The 22760-nt window shown below is 42.8% G+C and carries 21 protein-coding genes; 2 read left to right on the forward strand and 19 right to left on the reverse strand.

Annotated features, from left to right (window positions below):
• Window positions 1–200 precede the first annotated feature (200 nt).
• Complete coding sequence (gene cotE / locus D3H55_RS19295) at window positions 201–737, reverse strand: outer spore coat protein CotE (protein ID WP_119548937.1); 537 nt, start codon at window positions 735–737, stop codon at window positions 201–203.
• 486 nt (window positions 738–1223) lie between these two features.
• On the opposite strand from cotE, the gene D3H55_RS19300 reads away from it, so the two are divergent.
• The gene (locus tag D3H55_RS19300; RefSeq protein WP_240628683.1) at window positions 1224–1901 is read left to right on the forward strand and encodes a class I SAM-dependent methyltransferase; all 678 of its coding nucleotides are present in this window, start codon (window positions 1224–1226) and stop codon (window positions 1899–1901) included.
• A 79-nt stretch (window positions 1902–1980) separates the two neighbouring features.
• Complete coding sequence (gene brfA / locus D3H55_RS25560) at window positions 1981–2205, forward strand: ribosome rescue factor BrfA (RefSeq protein WP_119548939.1); 225 nt, start codon at window positions 1981–1983, stop codon at window positions 2203–2205.
• 20 nt (window positions 2206–2225) lie between these two features.
• Here the strand turns inward: brfA and D3H55_RS19310 are convergent, their stop codons facing one another.
• The 18 genes from D3H55_RS19310 to D3H55_RS19400 form a co-directional block, all read right to left on the reverse strand.
• A complete protein-coding gene (locus tag D3H55_RS19310; protein WP_119548940.1) occupies window positions 2226–2657 on the reverse strand; it encodes a YlbF/YmcA family competence regulator in 432 nt (143 codons plus the stop codon).
• Between the two features lies 1 nt (window position 2658).
• The gene (gene miaB, locus D3H55_RS19315) at window positions 2659–4224 is read right to left on the reverse strand and encodes a tRNA (N6-isopentenyl adenosine(37)-C2)-methylthiotransferase MiaB (protein ID WP_119548941.1); all 1566 of its coding nucleotides are present in this window, start codon (window positions 4222–4224) and stop codon (window positions 2659–2661) included.
• A 471-nt stretch (window positions 4225–4695) separates the two neighbouring features.
• Window positions 4696–5619, reverse strand: coding sequence for a dipeptidase (locus D3H55_RS19320; protein ID WP_119548942.1), 924 nt, complete (start codon window positions 5617–5619; stop codon window positions 4696–4698).
• 138 nt (window positions 5620–5757) lie between these two features.
• Window positions 5758–6018 carry a stage V sporulation protein SpoVS gene (gene spoVS, locus D3H55_RS19325; protein ID WP_119116493.1) on the reverse strand — a complete coding sequence of 87 codons (261 nt, stop codon included), beginning with the start codon at window positions 6016–6018 and terminating at the stop codon, window positions 5758–5760.
• Window positions 6019–6382: 364 nt separating this feature from the next.
• Complete coding sequence (locus D3H55_RS19330) at window positions 6383–7183, reverse strand: TIGR00282 family metallophosphoesterase (protein ID WP_119548943.1); 801 nt, start codon at window positions 7181–7183, stop codon at window positions 6383–6385.
• Window positions 7184–7440: 257 nt separating this feature from the next.
• Window positions 7441–9003 carry a ribonuclease Y gene (gene rny, locus D3H55_RS19335; protein ID WP_205685509.1) on the reverse strand — a complete coding sequence of 521 codons (1563 nt, stop codon included), beginning with the start codon at window positions 9001–9003 and terminating at the stop codon, window positions 7441–7443.
• Between the two features lie 273 nt (window positions 9004–9276).
• A complete protein-coding gene (gene recA / locus D3H55_RS19345) occupies window positions 9277–10314 on the reverse strand; it encodes a recombinase RecA (RefSeq protein ID WP_119548946.1) in 1038 nt (345 codons plus the stop codon).
• Window positions 10315–10623: 309 nt separating this feature from the next.
• Window positions 10624–11871 (reverse strand): competence/damage-inducible protein A, encoded by a 1248-nt coding sequence (locus D3H55_RS19350; RefSeq protein ID WP_119548947.1) that lies wholly within the window; start codon window positions 11869–11871, stop codon window positions 10624–10626.
• 126 nt (window positions 11872–11997) lie between these two features.
• Window positions 11998–12576: a CDP-diacylglycerol--glycerol-3-phosphate 3-phosphatidyltransferase gene (gene pgsA, locus D3H55_RS19355; protein ID WP_119548948.1), complete on the reverse strand. Its 579-nt coding sequence runs from the start codon at window positions 12574–12576 to the stop codon at window positions 11998–12000.
• A gap of 48 nt (window positions 12577–12624) precedes the next feature.
• Entirely contained in the window at window positions 12625–13548 is a 924-nt protein-coding gene (locus D3H55_RS19360; RefSeq protein WP_240628681.1) for a helix-turn-helix domain-containing protein, read from the reverse strand.
• Between the two features lie 9 nt (window positions 13549–13557).
• Window positions 13558–14349: a DUF3388 domain-containing protein gene (locus tag D3H55_RS19365; protein WP_119548949.1), complete on the reverse strand. Its 792-nt coding sequence runs from the start codon at window positions 14347–14349 to the stop codon at window positions 13558–13560.
• Window positions 14350–14697: 348 nt separating this feature from the next.
• The gene (locus tag D3H55_RS19370; RefSeq protein WP_119548950.1) at window positions 14698–14955 is read right to left on the reverse strand and encodes a DUF3243 domain-containing protein; all 258 of its coding nucleotides are present in this window, start codon (window positions 14953–14955) and stop codon (window positions 14698–14700) included.
• 154 nt (window positions 14956–15109) lie between these two features.
• A complete protein-coding gene (gene ymfI / locus D3H55_RS19375) occupies window positions 15110–15832 on the reverse strand; it encodes an elongation factor P 5-aminopentanone reductase (protein ID WP_119548967.1) in 723 nt (240 codons plus the stop codon).
• Window positions 15833–15899: 67 nt separating this feature from the next.
• A complete protein-coding gene (yfmH, locus tag D3H55_RS19380) occupies window positions 15900–17192 on the reverse strand; it encodes an EF-P 5-aminopentanol modification-associated protein YfmH (RefSeq protein WP_119548951.1) in 1293 nt (430 codons plus the stop codon).
• Window positions 17193–17195: 3 nt separating this feature from the next.
• Window positions 17196–18470 carry an EF-P 5-aminopentanol modification-associated protein YfmF gene (gene yfmF / locus D3H55_RS19385; protein ID WP_119548952.1) on the reverse strand — a complete coding sequence of 425 codons (1275 nt, stop codon included), beginning with the start codon at window positions 18468–18470 and terminating at the stop codon, window positions 17196–17198.
• Window positions 18471–19111: 641 nt separating this feature from the next.
• Window positions 19112–20077 (reverse strand): ABC transporter permease, encoded by a 966-nt coding sequence (locus D3H55_RS19390; protein WP_119548953.1) that lies wholly within the window; start codon window positions 20075–20077, stop codon window positions 19112–19114.
• Window positions 20078–21121, reverse strand: a complete 1044-nt coding sequence (locus D3H55_RS19395) for an ABC transporter permease (protein WP_119548954.1) — start codon at window positions 21119–21121, stop codon at window positions 20078–20080.
• On the reverse strand, window positions 21114–22649 hold the full coding sequence (locus D3H55_RS19400) for an ABC transporter ATP-binding protein (RefSeq protein WP_119548955.1): 1536 nt from the start codon (window positions 22647–22649) through the stop codon (window positions 21114–21116). The genes D3H55_RS19395 and D3H55_RS19400 overlap by 8 nt, the downstream gene beginning before the upstream one ends.
• Window positions 22650–22760: the final 111 nt, after the last annotated feature.

Here is a 22760-nt window from a genome sequence, read left to right on the forward strand (position 1 = left end):
AAATGCAAAAAGGTCTTGATGAACCTGTCATGAGATATGGGATCCACAATGAGTGTCAGCAATCAAAGGAATACTTATCACTAAAGCCGTAAGGCCCGGTCAGCTGCGTACTGACCGGGCCTTACAGCTGGATGAACAATATAATATTATTTCTCTCAGCAATAAAAAAAACTAGGAAGAGGCCGTCTTCCTAGTCTCCGTTATTCTTCGTCGAGCCCTTCCAGGAAGTCCGGATTAAGCTCTTCAAAATCTTCATCGTCAAAATCGCAATCCCAATCATCGTCACAGCCATCAGGATTTACAAGTACACATACCTTTGTTTCGCCGATGACCTCGACTTGGAATTCACGTTCTACATGTACGATGATTTTGTTTCCATTTGGTGAGATTACCGCTTCAACACAGTTAGGCTGCTGCAGTACGATTGCATTGACCTCTTTATCATCTAAGCAGTCAGGATCACGGTATTTCAACTTAATGACATCGCAGTACTCAACTTTCTCTGTAACAACTGAAGTTTTGCGGTTGTCATCATGGGAATACCACACGTTGATCTCGTAGTAACCAGACACTTCGACTTTTTTGCCGACTTTGTGTGCTTCATACGTGTGATTTATGATCCAGCAGCCTAAAATGCTCGATGGATGATGCGGCGGGCTAATCGTATGATGGGATTGAGTGAATTTACGTCCCTTCGCTACGACCGCTTTGGTGATGATCTCTCTGTATTCTGCCATTCGAGCGTACCTCCTCATTCATTTTCAATTCATCTTATGCGGGCATCTAGACGTTTGTGCGAGTATTTTTAGAACGGTGACAAATTAGTTTCGAGATAGTTCATTGTATGCTTAAAAATAGTGAATGTTCCCATTTTCGGGATGCGCCGCAATCCATTGAGCAGCCTTAACCTTGGTTCTTCCCAAGCACTTTGCTGCTATTTACACAAAATTCTCAGCAATCCTAAGTCAGCGAAAAGAAAACTTCTCTACCTGTAAAGAATGAACTTCACTCCGCTCTTTTAGGAGATCAACCTCAGGATCTTCAGGCAGAGCAGAAATATCATGCCTGCCACTTTAAAAATAAAAATCATAAAAGAAGGGTAATTTCATCCGTACTATATTATGATGGTTAAAGGAAAATAGGACTTTTAAATACAGGGAGGAATGAAGTTGATACATAAAGGATCCAGTGTATATGAAGAGAAAGAGTTTTTTGACCGATTCATGGCACGCAGACAAAAACAGGAAAGCCCTAACAATGCTATGGAAAAACCGGTATTCCTTGAATTAATCGGCAATGTCCGGGGCAAGACCATCCTGGACCTTGGATGCGGCGATGGCTTATTTGGAAAGGAACTGCTTGATTCAGGTGCTTCACGCTATACAGGGGTCGACGGCTCCAAGAATATGGTGGAGAGCGCAATTTCATCATACGCCTCTGAGAAGGCTGACTTTCTTTTAGGGGATCTGGAGAACTTGACGCTCGAGGAGTCTAAATATGATTTGATCGTATCACGGATGGCCCTTCATTATATTGAGAACTTGGAAGCTGTGATTCACACTGTATATAAAGCGTTAAAACCCGGTGGCCAATTCGTTTTCTCCGTGATGCATCCTGTCATTACAGCCACGTTTGACCATTTTTCCGGAACAGAAAAACGCACCCACTGGGTCGTAGATAACTATTTTGAAACAGGGAAAAGAGTCGAGGCCTGGATGGACCATTCCGTTGTTAAGTATCACAGAACAATTGAAGAGTATGTTTCATTGGCTCTGACCAACGGATTTACATTCAAAAACTTAAAGGAAGCAGCCCCGAGAAAGGATGCTTTCCAAGATGAAGAGGAATTTCAAAGAAGATTGAGAATACCGCTAATCCTTATAGTGCAGCTTCAGAAATAAATGGCTTTCATCCTTCCTCATTTCGTGATTAAATGGAATTACCTCCACAGGGGGAATTAACGTATGAGGTGAACAACGTATGGGCAAAAGCAGCGCGAAGAAGAAACGAGAGCACGTTTTGAGGACCAGAGGGAAAGATGTTACAGACTTTAGGGGTTCTGCAAATGGATTCAGCACACACGAAAGAAAAACGATGACCAAACAGGAAACAATGAGAAAAAGCGAAACAAAACATAAAAAGCGCTATCTTCAGAAACATCATCTTGAAGATAGCGCTTTTTTAATTTTTTCTTATCCCTGCTGATAAATCAGTTGTCAAATAAATCAGCTGCAGCTCCCAGGAGTTGAATTCTTCACTTGTGAACCCGTTTCCCCTCTAAGAAGGTCGCCACCTGTTGATGTTAAGATCTGGTCTGTAACCGTGTTGGAGATCGTGGAGGCCACTATTTGCAGAAGATCATTCACGTCCACTTGGGACTGTTTGAATTCCTGTACAACAGGAATGGCATCGATATCCTCTTCAAGCTTTTCGATCTTGGCTTCAACCATTTTCAACGCTTCCGTTTTACCGTAATGTTGGAAGTTCACTGCCTGTTTTTGCAAGCTCTTGATGCTTGCGATCATTTCGCGGACCTTTTGATTTTCATGAATTTGTGCTTCTGCACGTTTGAAAAAGTCAACTTCCTCTGTTTCAGAAATCATACTTGCCAGTTCAGCCGCTCTTTTCATAATGTCGTCTTTTGTATATTTTGTCATTTTACTTCACCTCTGCTGCTTCTTCTAGAAATTCAGAACCAATTCGGCCTTCTTCAACGAATTCTCCGTTGAGCGACCAGGACTTAGTATCTGTGATTTTTACTTTTACCGTTTTGCCGATAGTCGTTTTAGGAGCTTTAAAGTTTACAAGCTTGTTTCGGCGTGTGTACCCTGCAAGTATTTCGGGGTTTTTCTTGCTTTCCCCTTCAACAAGGACTTCAACAATTTTGCCTTCGTATTGCTTAAGTGCTTCTGCTGAGTATTCATTCACCAACTTGTTCAAGCGCTGCAGACGCTCCCTTTTGACTTCCATAGGCACATTATCATTCATCTTCGCTGCAGGAGTACCTTCCCTTGGAGAGTAGATATACGTATAAGCTGATTCAAAGCCGACTTCACGATACAAGGAAAGAGTTTCTTCAAACTGCTCTTCTGTTTCGTTCGGATACCCGACAATGATATCTGTAGTCAGTGCTGTATCCGGCATTGCCGCTTTAATTTTCCCTACCAGTTCAAGGAACCTTTCTCGTGTATATTTACGCGCCATGATTTTCAGTACGGCAGATGAGCCAGATTGCACAGGAAGGTGGATATGTTCTACAAGATTCCCCTTTTTCGCAAGGACTTCGATTAAATGGTCATCAAAATCACGAGGGTGGCTTGTTGTAAATCGGATACGAGGAATATCGATCTTGCGCAGCTCATCCATCAAGTCCCCTAGACCGTAATTCTCAAGATCTTCGATATCCTTGCCGTACGCATTTACGTTTTGTCCCAAGAGGGTAACCTCTTGATATCCCTGTGAAGCCAGGTGGCGTACTTCCTGTATGATTTCTTCCGGTCTTCTGCTTCTTTCTTTACCCCTTGTATAAGGAACGATACAATACGTGCAGAATTTGTCACAGCCATACATGATATTCACCCACGCCTTGATATTGCCGCGGCGGACTTTAGGAAGGTTCTCAATGACATCCCCTTCTTTGGACCATACCTCTACAACCATCGCTTTTGACATGTAGGCATCATTCAAGATGTTTGGAAGGCGGTGGATATTGTGTGTACCAAAAATCATATCTACCTGATGATACGTCTTAAGGATTTTGTTCACGACGGACTCTTCTTGTGACATACATCCGCAAACACCGATCAACAGTTCCGGCTTTTCACGCTTAAGATGCTTTAAGTGCCCAAGCTCACCGAACACTTTGTTTTCTGCATTTTCACGGATGGCACATGTGTTAAGGAGGATGACATCTGCATCTTCAGTGCTGTTGGTGGCTTCATACCCCAGCGCCATGAAGATTCCTGCCATGACTTCTGTATCATGTTCATTCATCTGGCATCCGTATGTACGGATATAGAATTTCTTGTTATCACCCATTCCGCGGAACTTTTCATCAATCTTAAAATCATTATGGTATTGAACAGATTCTTTCCCGCGCTTTTTTGCGTCTTTCAATGACGGAGGAATGTATACACTCTGAAAATATTTCGAATAATCTTTTTCAGTCTTTTTATCTTCTTGACCGGCAGCTTGCTGGCCGTGTTTTCTTTGTTCTTCATTCATCGAAAAATGACTCCTTTCCTGGTATTGCTCAACTGCGTTTTGCAGGCATGTACGAATACCAGCCGACGCATTTGTAAGAACGATTCTCTTTATTATAGGCTCTTTTCGTAAACTTTGTTGAAATTCACTATAAATTTTAAATCATATCCTGGTAATTCACCGGAAAAACCCCGGTAAGCAGGAAAGAAAAGAGCTACTCTCCCTTTTTCGGAAGAAAAAACCCGAAAGCAACATTTTATACGAAAACAGCCTTATTATAAAATACTGATAGTTTTTCACAAAAGGATTGCACGTTAATCTAGTATAAAGCTTTTTCGCCCCTGAGACAATAGATGCATCCAGATGTTGCAAAATGTTCAATTTATAATGTTAAAGCACTAAGAGGGACGGTCCCTTTTAATGCTTTAACATGGTAAATGAAAAAGCCGTCCCGCCGACTTGAATCGGCGGGACAGCTGTATAGTTTCGGTCTTATTCCGGCAGTGCCTCAAAGAAGTTATCAAAGAGGAATTTCCGGACCTGGCTCTCATTGTAATGTTTATGGAGCGCTTCTACTAAGTTATCATATTCCCGGTAACAGGACAGCCCATTAACAGTCTCGGATATCCCGTCAAAATCCGAACCGAAGCCAACATGATCCTCGCCTCCTAATGAACAGACATGATCAAGGTGACGGAGAATATCGGGAACCCCGGCCTCTCCATTCTGGTTCAGGAATGGAGGGACAAACGTTAACCCCATCACTCCTCCTTTATCAATAAGCGCCTTGATTTGTTCATCCTTTAAATTCCTTGGGTGGGCACAATGGCTGAAAGTATTCGAATGGGAAGCGATTGGATACTCAGCAATTTCAATTGTATCCCAAAAAGACCTTTCGCAAAGATGGGAAACATCTGTGATGATCTTATGGTCATTCAGGAATTCCACGGTTTCCCTTCCAAACTTTGTCAGACCTGCAGCTCTTGGTTCCAGTGCACCATCTGCCACAGCATTGGCCCAGTTCCACGTCAGGCCGACTGCCCTGACTCCAAGCTGATAAAGTGCATGGAGCTTGACCAGATCCTCTTCAATGGCCTCACAGCCTTCAAGTGTGAGCATGGCTCCAATCTCATCCTCTTTCAATGCAGCGATTTCCTTCTTGGAACGGACCATTTTCATTTTCGGGTTCGGCTTAAGGACCTGCTTATGAAAAACCTCCACCATTTCCAAGGCTGCCTGGAAGCGCTGGCCGGGTTTTAGATAGGAAGGAAGGTAAATGGCAAAAAGCTGGACCTTGCTCCCCGCCTGGCTCAGCTGTGGATATGTAATATGTAAATCGCCTTTGCTATCAAAGGAAACTTCATCCTTGTAATGATGAAGCTTCAAAAGCACGTCGCAGTGACCATCAAAAATCATACCAAAACTCCTCTCATTGTTCTTGCTCTCTATATATACTTCTTGAAATCTCACTAAACTCCTTTTCTTCATTTTAAATTTCCCAGTAAACTAAAAAAGGCTCTCCCATTCACTCTCCAGGGACAGCCTCCACTCGATTCATCTAGGTTCAATGATCAACTTGATAGCAGTGCGTTCTTCTCCATCTATCTGTATATCGGTGAATGCAGGAATGCATATTAAATCTACCCCGCTGGGAGCGACAAATCCACGGGCAATCGCAACCGCCTTGACTGCCTGATTAAGGGCTCCAGCCCCTATCGCTTGTATCTCTGCTGCCCCTCTCTCACGAAGAACTCCGGCAAGTGCACCAGCTACAGAATTAGGATTGGATTTTGCTGAAACTTTTAATATTTCCATTTCTTTTCCTCCTTGTCATTTCCCCATACCGAATGTTCCAAGCAAAGAACAACCTGGTATAAACGATTCCACTGCTACTATATTCACGAATTAGTAAAATCATTCCCGCTTGGCCCAAAAAAGCGGACACATTGGCCAGGGTTATAAAGACCGAAGGATGATCGGGAGTTTTCGATTAATTATGCGCTGTTGGTTTATGCTATCAGCACTTTATTTCGAAGTGGCACTGTCAGGTCCCGCTGAGCCCCTCTATCGGCATTTCAGCTGGATTTCTCAATGATATACATCCATTAGTCCAAGTTTACGAGGAGGGCCTTAGAAACAAAAAGCAAAAGTACTTTTGATAGTACTTTTGCTCCTCGATTTATTCAGATATAAATGGATGATCATCATTGATTAATATCCGGCTGATGCTTTTTGCCATACCTGTTTTTTCATTTATATCAATTATGACCCCGCTCAATACCTTTCTGCCTTGGCTGGGAACTTCGAATCGGACAGGAAGACTTGTTCTGAACTTTGTAATGACTGATTCTTTATTCATTCCCAGGATCTCATCATAAGGGCCTGTCATTCCCACATCGGCTATAAATGCCGTTCCATTGGGAAGGACCCTGTTATCGGCTGTCTGGATATGTGTATGAGTTCCCACTACCGCTGAAACCTTTCCATCCAGGAACCAGCCCATTGCCTGCTTTTCACTTGTTGCTTCTGCATGAAAATCAACAAAAACAAACGGCGTACGTTCTTTCGCCTGTGACACAAGCTCCTCTGCAGCTTCAAATGGACAATCCAGAGGGGGCATGAATGTTCTGCCCTGCAGATTGATCACAGCTGTCTCAAATCCGTTAATATTGATGAATGCCAGGCCGGTTCCCGGAGTGCCCTTTGGAAAGTTTGCTGGTCTTACCATCAATTTAGTATTGTCGATAAAATCAAAGATTTCTTTATTATCCCATGTATGATTACCCATTGTTATAATATTGGCACCATCATTCAAGAATCTCTTATAAATCTTTTCAGTTATCCCCCTGCCGCCTGCTGCATTTTCACCATTCACGATGGTAACGGAAGGACGATACTTTGCCTTCAGCTTCGGTAAGTATTCTGAAACCATTTCACGGCCCAGCGAGCCGACTACATCTCCAATAAATAAGATATTCATTTATAAACCCTTTCTCTTTAAACGTTTCCTATATATTATCATAGCTTATACAAAAACTCATGTTTTACCACATTAACACGTTAAGAAAGACATCTTAGTGGCATGAAAGTTTATCTGTAACAATCAGCCTCGCCGGGGATAAGGTTAACCCCCGGGCAGGTTCTTTACCTTATTGAAGAAAAGCTTGCCCAAAGATTTGAATCATCCCCGCTTCCGTCTTCATCCCAAAGAAAAAAGCGGTGTGAAATCACACCGCTTTACTTAGCATATTCAACAGCCCTTGTTTCCCGTATGACTGTGACTTTGATATGGCCTGGGTAATCCAGTTCCTCTTCAATCCGTTTACGGATGTCACGAGCCAGACGATGAGCTTCCAGATCATCGATTGATTCAGGTTTAACCATAATGCGAACTTCCCGGCCTGCCTGAATAGCGAATGACTTCTCGACACCTTCATAGGATTCCGAGATGTCCTCCAGCTTTTCTAAGCGGCGGATATAGTTCTCAAGTGTTTCACTTCGCGCACCTGGTCTTGCAGCTGAAAGTGCATCAGCAGCTGCGACAAGCACGGAAATGACTGAAGTCGGTTCAGTATCACCATGATGCGAAGCAATACTATTGATGACAACCGGATGTTCTTTGTACTTCGTTGCCAGTTCCACACCGATTTCGACGTGGCTCCCTTCAACTTCATGGTCAATCGCTTTTCCAATATCATGAAGCAGTCCCGCACGTCGGGCAAGCGTTACATCCTCACCCAGTTCGGCAGCTAGCAAACCTGAAAGGAATGCTACTTCCGTCGAGTGTTTCAGAACGTTCTGACCATAGCTTGTACGGAATTTCAAACGGCCTAAAATCTTGATTAAATCTGGATGGAGCCCATGAACACCAACATCGAATGTTGTCTGTTCACCGATTTCACGGATATGCTCATCCACTTCCCGTCTTGCTTTATCGACCATTTCTTCGATACGGGCTGGATGGATCCTTCCGTCCTGCACCAATTTTTCAAGCGCAATCCTTGCCGTTTCACGTCGGATTGGGTCAAACCCCGATAAGATAACCGCTTCTGGTGTATCATCGATAATCAAATCGATTCCTGTCAGCGTTTCTAATGTACGAATATTACGTCCTTCACGACCAATGATGCGGCCTTTCATCTCATCATTCGGAAGGTTCACAACTGATACCGTCGTCTCTGCAACATGCTCTGCTGCACAACGCTGGATTGCAAGTGAAAGAATCTCTTTGGCTTTCTTATCAGAGTCCTCTTTCGCACGGGTTTCATGTTCTCTGATCATCAAGGCGATGTCATGAGACAATTCATTCTCAGTGCGGTCCAGGATAATTGCTTTCGCTTCATCCCGTGTAAGTGCAGAGATGCGTTCGAGTTCAGTCTGTTGTGAGCGTCTCATCTCGTCCACTTTGCTTTCCATCTCTTCAATATGTTGTTGTCTTTCGTTTAGAGCATCCTCTTTTCTTTCCAGCTGGGATTCTCGCTTATCCAGCGATTCATCTTTGCGGTCGAGGTTCTCTTCTTTTTGCATTAAACGATTTTCCTGCTTTTGCAGTTCATTTCTTCGTTCACGAAGGTCGTTTTCCATATCAGTACGAAGCTTATGATTTTCATCCTTTGCTTCCAAGAGCTTTTCCTTCTTCAGAGCTTCTGCCTCGCGCTTTGCATCTTCAAGAATCTGCTCTGCAGAACCTTTAGCTCCCGCAATTTTTGCTTCAGCAATGGATTTACGAATAAAATATCCAACAACTACACCGACGATTAGGCCAAGCAAAATGGAGATGATTGTAATGAGTTCCATCATTTCACCTCCCCTTGCTATGAACTTTTGTCATGTCTTTTACATGTCGGCTGGTACATTGTTTCCAAAGGTTTCAATATACAGCGCTAGGCTTTCAAATATTAACATTCGAAAATTTGTAAAATATACATGTTAATTTTAAATCTCAGAATATTCATTGTCAAGGGGGTGAGCCTTTTCCCCTTGATTTTGCTGGATTTTTTCAGTATTTCTTCTGGATTTATACCTTTGATGAAAAAAAGAAGCAGAGAACGAGTCCCCGCTTCTGATAAAGGCTTATTCTTCCAGGAACAATTCATCCTGGCCTTCTTCCGTTTCTGTCCTGCCAGTGTCCAGCCCGTAATGATCTCGGATTTTCTGCATGATTTCGTTACGGATTTCAGGATTTTCCTTCAAGAATATTTTTGCATTCTCGCGTCCCTGGCCAAGTCGTTCTTCATTATATGAATACCAGGCACCGCTTTTTTGGACGATGTCGAGTTCGGAGCCCATATCGATGATCTCCCCTTCTCTGGAAATACCTTGTCCATACATGATATCTACTTCGGCAACCCTGAATGGTGGCGCCACTTTATTCTTGACAACTTTTACTTTTGTTTTGTTTCCGACCATTTCATTCCCTTGCTTCAAGGCTTCAGCACGGCGTACTTCCAGACGGACAGAAGAATAGAACTTCAGCGCACGTCCTCCCGGTGTCGTTTCAGGGTTACCGAACATGACCCCTACTTTCTCACGAATCTGGTTAATGAATATGGCGATTGTTTTCGATTTATTGATGGCACCGGACAGCTTTCTTAGCGCCTGGGACATCAAACGTGCCTGGAGACCAACGTGTGAATCTCCCATTTCCCCTTCAATTTCAGCTTTAGGAACAAGCGCAGCCACCGAGTCGATAACAAGTATATCGACTGCACCGCTTCGAACAAGCGCTTCAGCGATTTCCAAAGCCTGTTCACCGGTATCCGGCTGTGAAAGCAGAAGTTCATCTATGTTTACACCAAGTTTTTGGGCATATACAGGATCCAGTGCATGCTCGGCATCGATGAATGCAGCCTGTCCGCCATTTGCCTGTACTTCAGCTATTGCATGAAGGGCAACAGTTGTTTTACCTGAAGATTCCGGTCCGTATGTCTCGATGATCCTTCCGCGCGGATATCCTCCCACACCAAGAGCCACATCCAAAGCCAATGACCCACTTGGAATTGTTACAATATTTCTATCTGTTTGTTCTCCCAATTTCATGATAGAACCTTTACCGAATTGTTTTTCGATTTGTTTAAGTGCCATGTCTAAGGCAGCTTGACGATCGCTCACTAAAATTTCCTCCTTTTAATCTCTTACATATATAGAAAGACAATATAGCAATTTATCAACTGCTTGTCTCATTTCAACAACCTATCTCTACTATAAACCTTTTCGGTCAATTTAACAAGAGAAAAATCGAACATTCATTCGGTTTTTTTCAATGGAGGTTTTACTCAATAATCTTGTTTTTTACAGGAAAAATTATCTTTTCCAAGGAGGATCTGTCCGGAAAATGCCTCTTTATCATTTTATCTCTTATTTCATTAAGCAAGCAGAATAAAAACCGGGGCCAACAGCTATTCTGTTGGCTTCCGGTCTTCATTCCTGCTCATTCTTCAGTTCTTTCAAGAGGAAGTGGCAGCCATATTTCACAGTCCTTGCTCGGTTCCCGTTTCTTGTGCCTGCAAGATTCAATAGGTAGGTTTTTGTTTCCCTGTCTTTTCTTGCAATCCCTATCCAGATGGTTCCCTCATCTTTCCCTTCATGAGGGCCGGGACCTGCTGCTCCGGTGAAGCTGATGCCAATATCCGAATCGAATTTCTCCCTCACATTCTCAGCCAGTTCTTCAGCACAAGGCTTACTCACTGTACCATGGATGGCGATTGTGTTTCTGGACACGTCCAGCAGCTTCTTTTTGACTTCAGGTGAGTAGCAGACAATCCCTCCCTTTAATATTCCCCCGGCACCGGAAATTGAAGTCAGCTGCGCCTCGAACATCCCGCCTGTCAAACTCTCTGCACAGGCAATGGTCAGATTTTTTTCTTTAAGTGCCTTTGAGGTTTCTTCCATTAAAGTTGTATCATCATAACCGTAAAAATACGGCCTTACTCTTTTCAATATTTCCTCTTCCGATTGATCAAGCAGTTTTTCTGCTGACTCTCTCGATTCATGCTTTGCTGTTAATCGAATAGTCACCTCACCGTCAGAAGCCAGCGGGGCAACGGTCGGATTTGACTGTGCTTCAATAAGGTCCATAAGCTCTGTTTCAAGCTCGGCTTCCCCTATTCCAAAGAACCTTAATACACGGGATGCAATCGTTTCTTTTCTTCCCAATGCTCTCTCGATAGCGGGCCTTCCATAGTTTTTGTACATAGGGATCATTTCCGATGGCGGACCGGGAAGCAGCATATAGTTTATTGATGACTGAGCATAGAACATACCCGGTGCCATTCCCTGTTCATTTTTCAGTACCTTGGCACCTTTCAGGACAAGAGCCTGCTTTTCATTGTTTGGTGTCATTTCCCTTTGGGCCCTTTTGAAATAATCTTTTATATATAGTAATGCATCTTCATCCTTTTCTAATGAAGTACCTAAGTGCCTCGCAATCGTTTCTTTCGTCAAATCGTCTTTTGTCGGTCCGAGTCCCCCTGTGAAGACAATTAATTGGGCACGGGATTCGGCCGTTTCAATAGCTTCTTTTAATCGGTCGGGATTATCCCCGACAACAGTATGAAAGTATACATTCACACCCACTTCAGCCAGTTGTTCTGATAAAAATTTAGCATTGGAATTTATAATTTGCCCAAGAAGCAATTCAGAACCTACAGCAATGATTTCTGCGTTCATACCATTATCCCCTTCTTATTTAACTTTGAATTTCTACATCCTAAATTATAGGCTTTTTGCATTGATACCACAAAAAAGAAGCCCTAAACCTTTTGAAAAGCGGCCGGACTTCCAATGATCTTATTGTTATTTTGAATTGACAAAAGCCTGGCGGTTTTTGGAAAAGTAATCCAGACCAGACCAGATTGTAATGATCATGGCAATCCATAGTGCGATGGTATCGAATGGTATGGATACCGCTTCAAAGATAATATTGTGAAGCAATAACGATGAAATCGCAATGATCTGTGCCCATGTTTTTATCTTTCCAAGCATGTTGGCCGCCACGACTTCCCCGGTACCTGCAAGCACCAGCCTCAATCCTGTTACAGCAAACTCCCTGCTTATAATGATAATGACGATCCATGACGGGGCAAACCCCATCTCCACCAAGACAATCAGCGCTGCTGAGACAAGCAGTTTATCTGCCAGCGGATCCAGGAATTTCCCAAGATTGGTAACCATGTTCAGTTTACGTGCATAGTACCCATCAATCCAGTCCGTGGTAGAAGCAAGGATAAACAGGATGCCTCCCGCAAAATGGGTCACAGGCATATCTGCTCCCAAAACGGAGATTGTTCCCCAGTCAAATGGATAAAGCATGATGATCATAAAAAGAGGGATTAAAAAAATCCTGGATATTGTAATCTTATTTGGTAAGTTCACTCTTACTACCTCCTAGAATCATAACAAAACAGAATAGCCACCAAGTGACTATTCCTGAGCAGGACGTCTGATTATGATGTCCTGTCTTACAACCTCTGTTGGTGATACTTCATAATTAATTTGTTCGCCATTAACCTTGATCGTCGTAGCCGAGGCATCTCCGACGATGATGAAAGCTTCTCCTCCTTCAGATAGATCGAAGGTTTCAGTGTTCCCATCCTTCAGCATCTCATTAAGGAGCTGTTCATCTTTCGCATTATACACACCAATCCAGGTGTCACCGCCAGCTGCTGAAATTTCCAGATTGAAGTCTTCTGTATTCTTCAATTCATAGGTGGTTTCTTTGCCGCTTACATTCGTAGCAGAGATTTCCTGTGCAGGTTCATCAGCTTGTTCTTCCGGCTCTTCCTCACTTTCTTCAGTATCAGTGTTTTTTCCGGACTCACTGCCTTCCTCGGCAGATTCTTCCGATCCTTCAGCCCCTTCATCTTCAGGCTGTTGAACTTCGTCAGATTCGGAATAATCGACAGACTCCTGTTGATCATCCCCGGTACCCTGATTATTGTCGCCAAACTGATTCGGCAGTAGGTACCAAACCACAAATATGGCTCCGATGACAAACAGGGCAACAAGTATCCTTGGAATTATATTCATCACTTTTGATGAACCAGCAGAAACGGGCTTTCTGGATTGAACCCTGGAAAGTTCCGGAAGATCACTTGTGTTTGTTACAGGAATGTCATTTGGGTATTCTGCAAAAATCATCTCAGGATCTAATCCGACTGCTTCAGCATATTGTTTGATAAATGCCCTGACATAGAATTTGCCCGGCATCATATCATAATTTCCCTCTTCTATTCCTATTAAATATCTTTTTTGGATTTTGGTCATGTTCTGCAAATCGTCAAGGGAATAACCTTTTGCTTCACGAGCTTCTCTTAGTCGTGTTCCTAGTTCAGTCAAAACAAACACCTGCCAATTTTAAAAATCGAATCCTCCAAAATCGGAGTTTTGGAATAAGTTGTTCTTTTCTACCAAATCATATGTAATTTCTTCGTCAGGATCATTACGAAGTTCAATGATATAATCGAAATCATCAAGTGAATATTCCGAGTTCTGCACAAAAATATCGGGATGTTCAATTACTTTGACAGCAGACAATCTCATAATTTCCCTCACAAGCTGCCAATGACGTTCATTCGCTCTTCTTGTTGAAACGATACCGTCAATGAGGAAGATGTTTTCGGAAGAATATTCATCATCGATCAACTGGCTGCGGATCGTTTGCTTCAATAAAGTCGATGAAACAAAAAGCCATTTTTTGTTGGCACAAACAGAAGAAGCCACAACCGATTCTGTTTTCCCGACACGCGGCATTCCCCGTATTCCTACAAGCTTATGGCCTTCCTGTTTAAATAACTCTGCCATGAAATCAACCAGCAGTCCAAGTTCGTCCCTTATGAATCTGAAAGTCTTTTTGTCATCTGCGTCTCTTTGGATGTATCTTCCATGCCTGACAGCAAGACGGTCCCTTAACTTTGGTTCACGAAGCTTTGTTACATTTATCGTATCCATTGTCTGCAATATTGATTCAAGCCTTGTAATCTGCTCGTCATTATTAGCCAGGAGGAGCATCCCTCTCCGGCCTTCATCGACGCCATTGATGGTCACTATGTTGACGGAAAGCATACCGAGCAATGAAGAAATGTCACCAAGGAGCCCAGGACGGTTTTTTTGAATTTCATATTCTAAATACCATTCTTTTCGTTCCATAAGTTCCCTCCGAAATAAAAAGTGACATGGGTCATTTGACAAAATTCTGCATATATCCTGAAAATTAGAGATTTTAAGTCAAGTATCATTAGCTTCTATAATATATGATTTTGGCTGTTTAGAAAAGGAAAACCTTATAAAAGGAGCGGAATATTTCCTCATCCCTTTCTCATCTTACCCGTTATGCAGAAAGTCAAATCATTCGAAGCATATTCAATATCCCTATTTTCAGCTTAATATCATTTCATTGACCCAGCCGGCACTGCATGGATATCTGAAATCCGTATTGTAGCTGCTTAAAAGAAGATGGCCGTAACTAAACAAAAAAAGAGAGGATCAAATCCTCTCTTAGCGAGTACCATCATTCTTTACAAGTTTGACCATCATGCTGGCTATTGCATGCTGCTCTTCAGTCGAAGCAACAGACCATAAATCAGCAAGAACTTTTTCCTGCTCGTTCTTAGGTTCTACCTGATTTGCCAGGTAGTCACCTACTTGATATGCAAGGTCTGATACTACTCCTCCTTGCATTCCTTCATGCTGAGCTTGGTTAAGACGGTCACCCAAAAAGTTTTTCCAGTCTTGCCAGTTATCAAGTACAGACATAATAATGGAGCCTCCTTAGAAGTCATACGTAATTAACGGCCTCAATCTGCAGGTTAAAGGCCTTCCTTGCATTTCTTAAGTGAAATACAACCTTAGTTTGCATCTTCAAAAGGAAAATATTCATCTTCTTCAATTAAATATTCATCTTACCCGTTCAGGTATACCACCCTCCGTTCACTGAAATGACCTGACCGGTTATATAAGATGCTTTAGGTGAAAGCAAAAATTCAATTGTGTTTGCCACCTCAAAAGGTTCAGCCATCCTTCCCATTGGAATCTCCTCTGCTATCATAGCTAATTCCTCCGTTGAGAAACCGCTCATCATATCAGTATTCACAGCTCCCGGTGCAATGGCATTGACTCTTATCCCGTTCCTCGCCAACTCCTTGCTTAATGATTTGACCAAGGCAATCTGGGCACCTTTTACGGTGGAATACAGAACCTCACAAGCTGCCCCTGTCTCTCCCCATATGGAACTGACGATGACGGCGCTTCCGACCGGACTGTTAAGCAGCTTGGGCAGCATTCCCTGCATGATCCTCACCGGTGATTTGACATGCAAATTCCACATGTCATCCATTTCCCGATCGGCAATATCCTGGAACAACCCATACAACGGCTTGCCGCTTGCAAATACAACTGCATCGACTTGAAAGATATGGGAAAGCAGTTCTTCTGGCCCTCCTTCAGCTGTCAAGTCTGCTTTCACCGGGATGAACTCTCCTTGAAATTGATCAAGATGACGAAGGAGGTCTTTCATAGCATGTTCGTTGGAATGATAATGCAAGTAGAGATTCCAGCCCTGCTCAGCAAGAATATTGGCTGTTTGGCTGCCAATGCCGCCTGACGCTCCAGTTATCAACGCAAACTTCTTCATGATTTCTCCATCCTTTTCGTGCATAAATAATAAAAAAGGGGATTTTCTCCCCTTTTTTGACTATCCTTTAATTCTCTTTGGGCAATATTTGGCAAACTGTGAACCTCTGTTCTTCAAAAAGCTCTTTGACAACCGATAGTACGTCGTCGAATGTGATTTTTTCCAATGTCGGTACAACATCGAATAAATCCATTTCGTTGAATGCATAACGGGTAAACTGGTTTGCAATATATTCAGGAGAGTTGATTGCCCTCAAGAAAGCCCCGATTTTCTTTTTCTTTGTCCTTTCAAGCGCCTCTTCAGATAAATCCTTGCCTGCTGCGGCGTTCAGTAGGATTTCTGATAAACGTTCTGCCAGTTCATCCGGCTTCTCCGTATCTCCGCCGAGAATGGCGAAACCGAAGCCCTTTTCCTGTGTAAAGTCATAATGGAAGGTCTCATCGATAAGACCATCATTATATAATGAAAAATAATTTTCAGAGCTTTTGCCGAAAAGCATATCCAACGCGATATTCATCGACAGCTCAAATTTAAGCATTTCCGCCCCCTGGATCTCTGTGTTAAGGGCTTTGACACCTAACAGGCATTTAGGAGCCTGCACATTCATATGAAGTACCTGTTTCTTTTGGTCTACTTCTGATGGTTCATCATCGAACTGCCGCTTGATTTCTGCCATCTCTTTGTACTCTTTTTTACTTTGGTTATCCCTTACCTGTTGAATGATGGCTTCCGGTTCGACAGCACCAACAATGAACATGAGCATATTACTTGGATGATAGAAGGTTTCATAGCATTGGTAAAGCATATCCTTGGTTATATGTGAAATAGATTCGATTGTACCCGCTATATCAATCTTTACAGGATGATTTTTATACATATTCTGTATGACGCCAAAGTACAGACGCCAATCAGCATTATCATCATACATGGTGATTTCCTGGCCGATGATCCCCTTTTCTTTTTCAACGGTACTCTCTGTAAAGTAAGGGGCCTGGACGAAATCTATGAGAGTTTCCAAATTCTTTTCTACCTCGGATGTAGAAGAAAATAAATAGGCGGTTCTTGTAAAAGAAGTGAAGGCATTGGCAGACGCGCCTTGTTTACTGAATTTTTGGAACACATCTTCATCTTCTTTTTCAAAAAGCTTGTGCTCGAGAAAATGGGCGATTCCATCAGGAACCTTGGTAAATTCACTGCTCCCTTTAGGGACAAAGTGATTATCTATTGAACCGTATTTCGTCGTGAATGTAGCATAAGTCTTATTAAACCCCTTTTTAGGGAGGACATACACTTGAAGTCCATTATCCATCTTTTCATAGAATAGTTCTTCCTGAAGCTGGTCAAATGAGATCTTTTCCATACTCTATCCCTCCATTCCTGTAAGAAAATAGATGGTATCCATGTTCACTTTTTGCGCTACTGCAGTGATTTCCTCTTTGGTCACTTTTTCAATGCTGCCCAGCCAGTCATCCAGATCAATATCCCGGCCGGAAACAACATTATGATAAAGAATTTCAACAAGCCCCCGCGGTGTATCAATGGTCTCAAGGATTTGGTTGCGAATGACAGCTTTCGTCTGCTGTATTTCCGCCTCCGTGAAATCCCCGTTTTTCATTGCCTGCATTTGTTCCTTTATAATGGTCACGGCCTGTTCATAATTTTTCGCATCGATTCCCGACATGACCATCATCAATCCTTTATGACTCTCAAGCCTGCTTGCAGCATAATAGGCAAGGCTGGCCTTTTCACGTACATTGATGAAAAGCTTTGAATGTGAAAATCCGCCGAAAATGCCATTGAAAATTTGGAGTGCCCAATAGTCATCCGCACCATAAGCAACATTCGTCCTGTAGCCGATATTAAGCTTCCCTTGTTTAACATCCTGCTTTTCAATGACTTCATTTACTTCAGCAGATTGAACCGGACCCTCATTGTCCACCTTTTCCGGCTGTCTGTTTTGAAGCGGGAAGATATCCTCGCACATCTTTTCCACTTCCGCAGGATTGACATCACCGATTATATACAAGTCCAACTCATCCTTCTGTATTGCTTCCTGATAATATGTGAAAAGGTTCTTTGCTGTTATCTTATCCACATCTTCCAAGATGCCGTTCGGATGGAGGGCATATGCTTCGTTCCTGCACATCTCCTCAACCAGACGGGAATTGGCATATCTCATCTTATCATCAAAAACGGACTGTATTCTTACCTTCTGGTTCCGTTTCTCTTTAGCTACCGTTTCCTCGTGGAAAGAACCATTCTCTGCATTGGGTTGAAGCACTGCATCAGCGAGGAATTGCAATCCCTTTTGCAGCAAAGGCTCCGACTCCTTAAGAAATTTCTCGTTGGCAATTTCAACGGAAAAGCTCATAACATGGTATTCGCCTTTTTTGGCAAGGTCGACAAAGAAACTCGCCCCATATAATTCATCCAGGTAAGAACGAAGTGCCGTTGTGCTCGGAAATTCCTTCGAGCTGCTTTGAAGTACATGAGGCAGGAGACCTCTTAATGTTATCTCTTCTGCTTTTAAAGGGGATTTCATTCTCCAAACAAGAGTGTTTGTTTTATATTTTTCAGTCTGGACGATATGTAACGAATAACCATTTTTTGTTTTCACTACTTCATTGACTTTAGACATTTGCCATCCTCCTTTTGCTGACGGATCCATTTACATGTGGTTTAAATACCTTTAGCTCATTGAAAATGCTGATAATCATATCTATTTTGAGATAATTTCTCTTTTACTATACATGTTACAGTTAAACGGATTCAAGTTTTTACCTGCATTGCCAATTATAATTACCATTTATTATTTTACTATATGCTCCAAATACAAAGGAAAGTTCTAAATTCAAATCGCTTTGTATCTGATTTCCATTTTGCTAGCAAAACCTGATCCAGGGAACAGCTAACATGACTCTTCACAGCAGCGACCATCACTGCCTTCACCCTCACCTGCATTTTTAGGCAGTACAGTTCTGTAAAATGGATTATCAGTTAACCCTGATGACATCCCGCAAACGATTAACATAAGGAAAAAGAGCACGGACCCATGACGGTCCGCGCTCTTTCTATAAGGCTTTTTCGCATATATTGTTGCTTTCGGAAAAATCCCAGGTGCCTGATTTTTCCCCTGTATACAAAGGTTTTATCTCGAAAAAGAACGAGCAGCACTTTTCTTTCCATCTCACCGGGAGTTTTTAAGATGAAATACCAGGATATTAGTAGAAATTTATATTGAATAGTAACAAAGTTTACGAAAAGAGCCTTCTATAAGAATTATCTGCTGCCTTTGATATAAGGATTTCCAAGTGCTTTTGGTGCGTCTGCACGGCCGATGAATCCGGCAAGTGCCAGGATTGTCAGTACGTATGGCGCAATTTGCAAGTAAACGCTTGGAACATTTTCAAACAATGGGATACTTGATCCGACAATACTTAGACTTTGCGCAAATCCGAAGAACAGCGCAGCTCCCATTGCTCCAAGCGGATTCCACTTACCGAAAATCATGGCAGCAAGGGCCATGAATCCTTGTCCTGTGATTGTAGAGTGGCTGAAATCCAATGAAATTGATTGAGCGTAAACAGCGCCGCCGAGACCGCCAAGCAACCCGGACAAGAATACACCGATATAACGCATTTTTGTAACATTGATTCCCATTGTATCAGCAGCCATTGGGTGCTCCCCGACAGAACGTAACCGTAATCCAAAAGGAGTTTTGTAGAGTATATACCAAACGACGAATGCCAGGATGATGGCAATGTATGCTGTATATGTCACACGGCTGAAGAACAGATTCCCTATGACCGGGATATCGCTCAAGAATGGAATATCCACTTTTTTGAAGCTGTATTCTGTACGGATGATATCTGTCTGTCCTTTTCCATAAATCAATTTAACCAGGAACAATCCTGCGCCAAGGGCAAGGAAATTGATCGCTACACCACTGACGACCTGATCCGCACGAAATGTAATGGATGCAAGTGCATGAAGAAGCGATAGCAATCCGCCCACTGCCATCGCAGCAATCAAGGCTACCCACGGTGTTGCAGCCCCAAATGTAGAGGCAAAAGTCAGGTTGAATACAATGGCTGCGAAAGCGCCGATGACCATAAGGCCTTCCAAACCAATATTAACTACTCCGGAACGTTCCGAGAACACTCCGCCCAATGCAGTGAAAATAAGCGGAGCAGCTACAACCAATGATGAAGAGATGATGATCTCCAGTATTGTCATGAAATCCACTTATTTCACCCCCTTTTTCGAACGATTCAACAGCCATCTGATCATGTAGCTTGATGCTACGAAAAAGATGATCAAGGCAATAACGATTTCCACAAGTTCATTTGGAACACCAGATTCCAAAGGCATATTCAATGCTCCGACTTTTAATCCGCCGAACAGAATTGCTGCCAGAATAACACCGATTGCTGTATTTCCTCCAAGAAGGGCAACCGCGATACCATCAAAACCGACCCCGGAAAAGCTGGAATGCAAGAAAGCGAAACCGAAAGTTCCAAGGCCTTCCATAGCACCCGCCAGCCCGGCAAACGCACCGGAGATAACCATTGATAAAACAATATTCTTATCTACATTCATACCAGCATATTGAGAGGCATGCTGGTTGAAACCAACGGAACGCAGTTCATAACCAGTAGTTGTTTTCTCAAGAAGGAACCACATGATGATTGCCGCAATCACAGCTAAATAAATTCCATTATGAAGTGTTGAATAATCAGTCAGAGTTTCAAAAAAACCACTCTTAAGTGAGGCAGATTCCGCAATGCTGTCTGTTGCATCAGCTTCATCTGCTATTACATTTCTAATAAGATAGTTAGTAGTATAAAGTGCAATATAGTTCATCATGATTGTGACAATTACTTCATGGACCCGCCATTTCGCTTTAAGGATACCAGGCACCAGTCCCCATACAGCACCGGCTGCTGCCGCAGCAATGATTGATACCGGCAGGTGGATGAACTTAGGAAGGTCAAAAGCAATACCAACCCAGACCGCCGCAGTCCAGCCGACCAACAGCTGTCCTTCAACTCCAATGTTGAACAGTCCCGTCCGGAAGGCAAATGCCACAGCCAAACCTGCTAAGATGTATGGTATGACCTGCCTTAATGTTTCGCCGACATAGAATCTGTCACCAAATGCACCATTCCAGAGGGCTGCATACCCTTCTACCGGGTTATAACCCGTCACCAGCATGATGATTGCTCCGGCAACCAAACCCAGAACTACTGAAATGACCGGAATCAATATATTTTGATATTTATTAGACATTGACAGACTCACCTTCTTTCTTGCGCTTGGAACCAGCCATCAACAAGCCTAATTCTTGTTCGGTGGTTTCTTTAGGATCTACAACAGCCACGATCTCTCCTTCATAAATAACGGCGATCCTGTCACTGACATTGATGATTTCATCCAATTCAAATGATACCAGCAGGACTGCTTTATTATTGTCACGCTGTTCTATTAGGCGCTTATGGATAAATTCGATTGCACCTACATCCAGTCCCCTTGTTGGCTGGGCAGCTATAAGCAGATCAGGGTTACGGTCAATTTCACGTCCTATAATGGCTTTTTGCTGATTTCCACCTGATAATGCCCTTGCAAGTGTATATTCGCTCGGTGTCCGGACATCATATTCGCCAATCAAGGATGAGGCTTTCTTATATACCTCTTTGAAATTCATGATGCCAGTCTTAGAATATGGTTTTTGATAATAGGTTTGCAGGACCATATTCTCCCCAATTGGAAAATCAAGGACAAGACCATGCTTGTGACGGTCTTGAGGAATGTGCGCCAAGCCTGATTCAGTGATCTTTCTCGGTTTGTTGTTCTGCACTTCCTTGCCATTCAGCTTAATGGTCCCTTGGGATGTTTTATGAAGACCTGTAATCGCTTCAATAAGTTCAGACTGGCCGTTTCCGTCGACCCCGGCAATCCCGACGATTTCACCGGCTCTTACTGTCAGGTTCAATCCACGGACCACTTCCACTCCACGTGAATCCTTCACCTTCAAATCACTGACTTCCAAAACAGGTTCTTTTGGTTCGGCTTTGGTTTTCTCAGTGGAGAATGTAACTTCGCGTCCAACCATCAGGCTTGCGAGCTCGTTCACATCGGTACCAGCTACATCGACAGTACCGATTCCTTTACCTTTGCGGATGACGGTGCAGCGGTCACATACTTCCATTATTTCTTTCAGTTTGTGAGTGATCAGGATGATGGATTTACCTTCTTTGATCAACGTTTTCATGATTTCGATCAATTCTTTGATCTCCTGTGGAGTCAGTACAGCCGTCGGCTCATCAAAAATGAGAATTTCCGCACCGCGGTACAGTGTTTTTAGGATTTCAACACGCTGCTGCATACCGACTGAAATATCAGAAATTTTAGCCTGCGGGTCGACAGCCAGTCCGTACCTGTCTGAAATTTCGCGAACTTCTTTTTCCGCCTTTTTAATATCAATCTTTCCGCCTGATTTAGGCTCCTTGCCCAAGATGATATTTTCTGTAACCGTAAAGGTATCCACGAGCATAAAGTGCTGGTGAACCATTCCGATTCCCAGGTCATTTGCAATATTTGGATTCGTGATTTTCACACTTTTCCCATTGACCTTGATTTCACCCTGTTCCGGTTGGTAAAGACCGAAAAGAACGTTCATGAGAGTCGACTTTCCTGCGCCGTTTTCTCCCAGGAGCGCATGGATTTCGCCCTGTTTTAATTGAAGGGTGATATTATCATTAGCCACGATACCAGGGAATTCCTTGCGGATATTAAGCATTTCAATTACATATTCCACCCAGTTTCACTCCTTGCTATGAATAGAGTCTGTTAATTCTAAAGTATGAGGTCAGACTTTGAAATTTTTAGGAAAAGGGAGCCTCCTCCCTCAAAAAATCCTAAATAAAAA

It is taken from the genome of Bacillus salacetis (genome assembly GCF_003581585.1).
Taxonomy (GTDB): Bacteria; Bacillota; Bacilli; order Bacillales; family Bacillaceae_B; genus Rossellomorea; species Rossellomorea salacetis.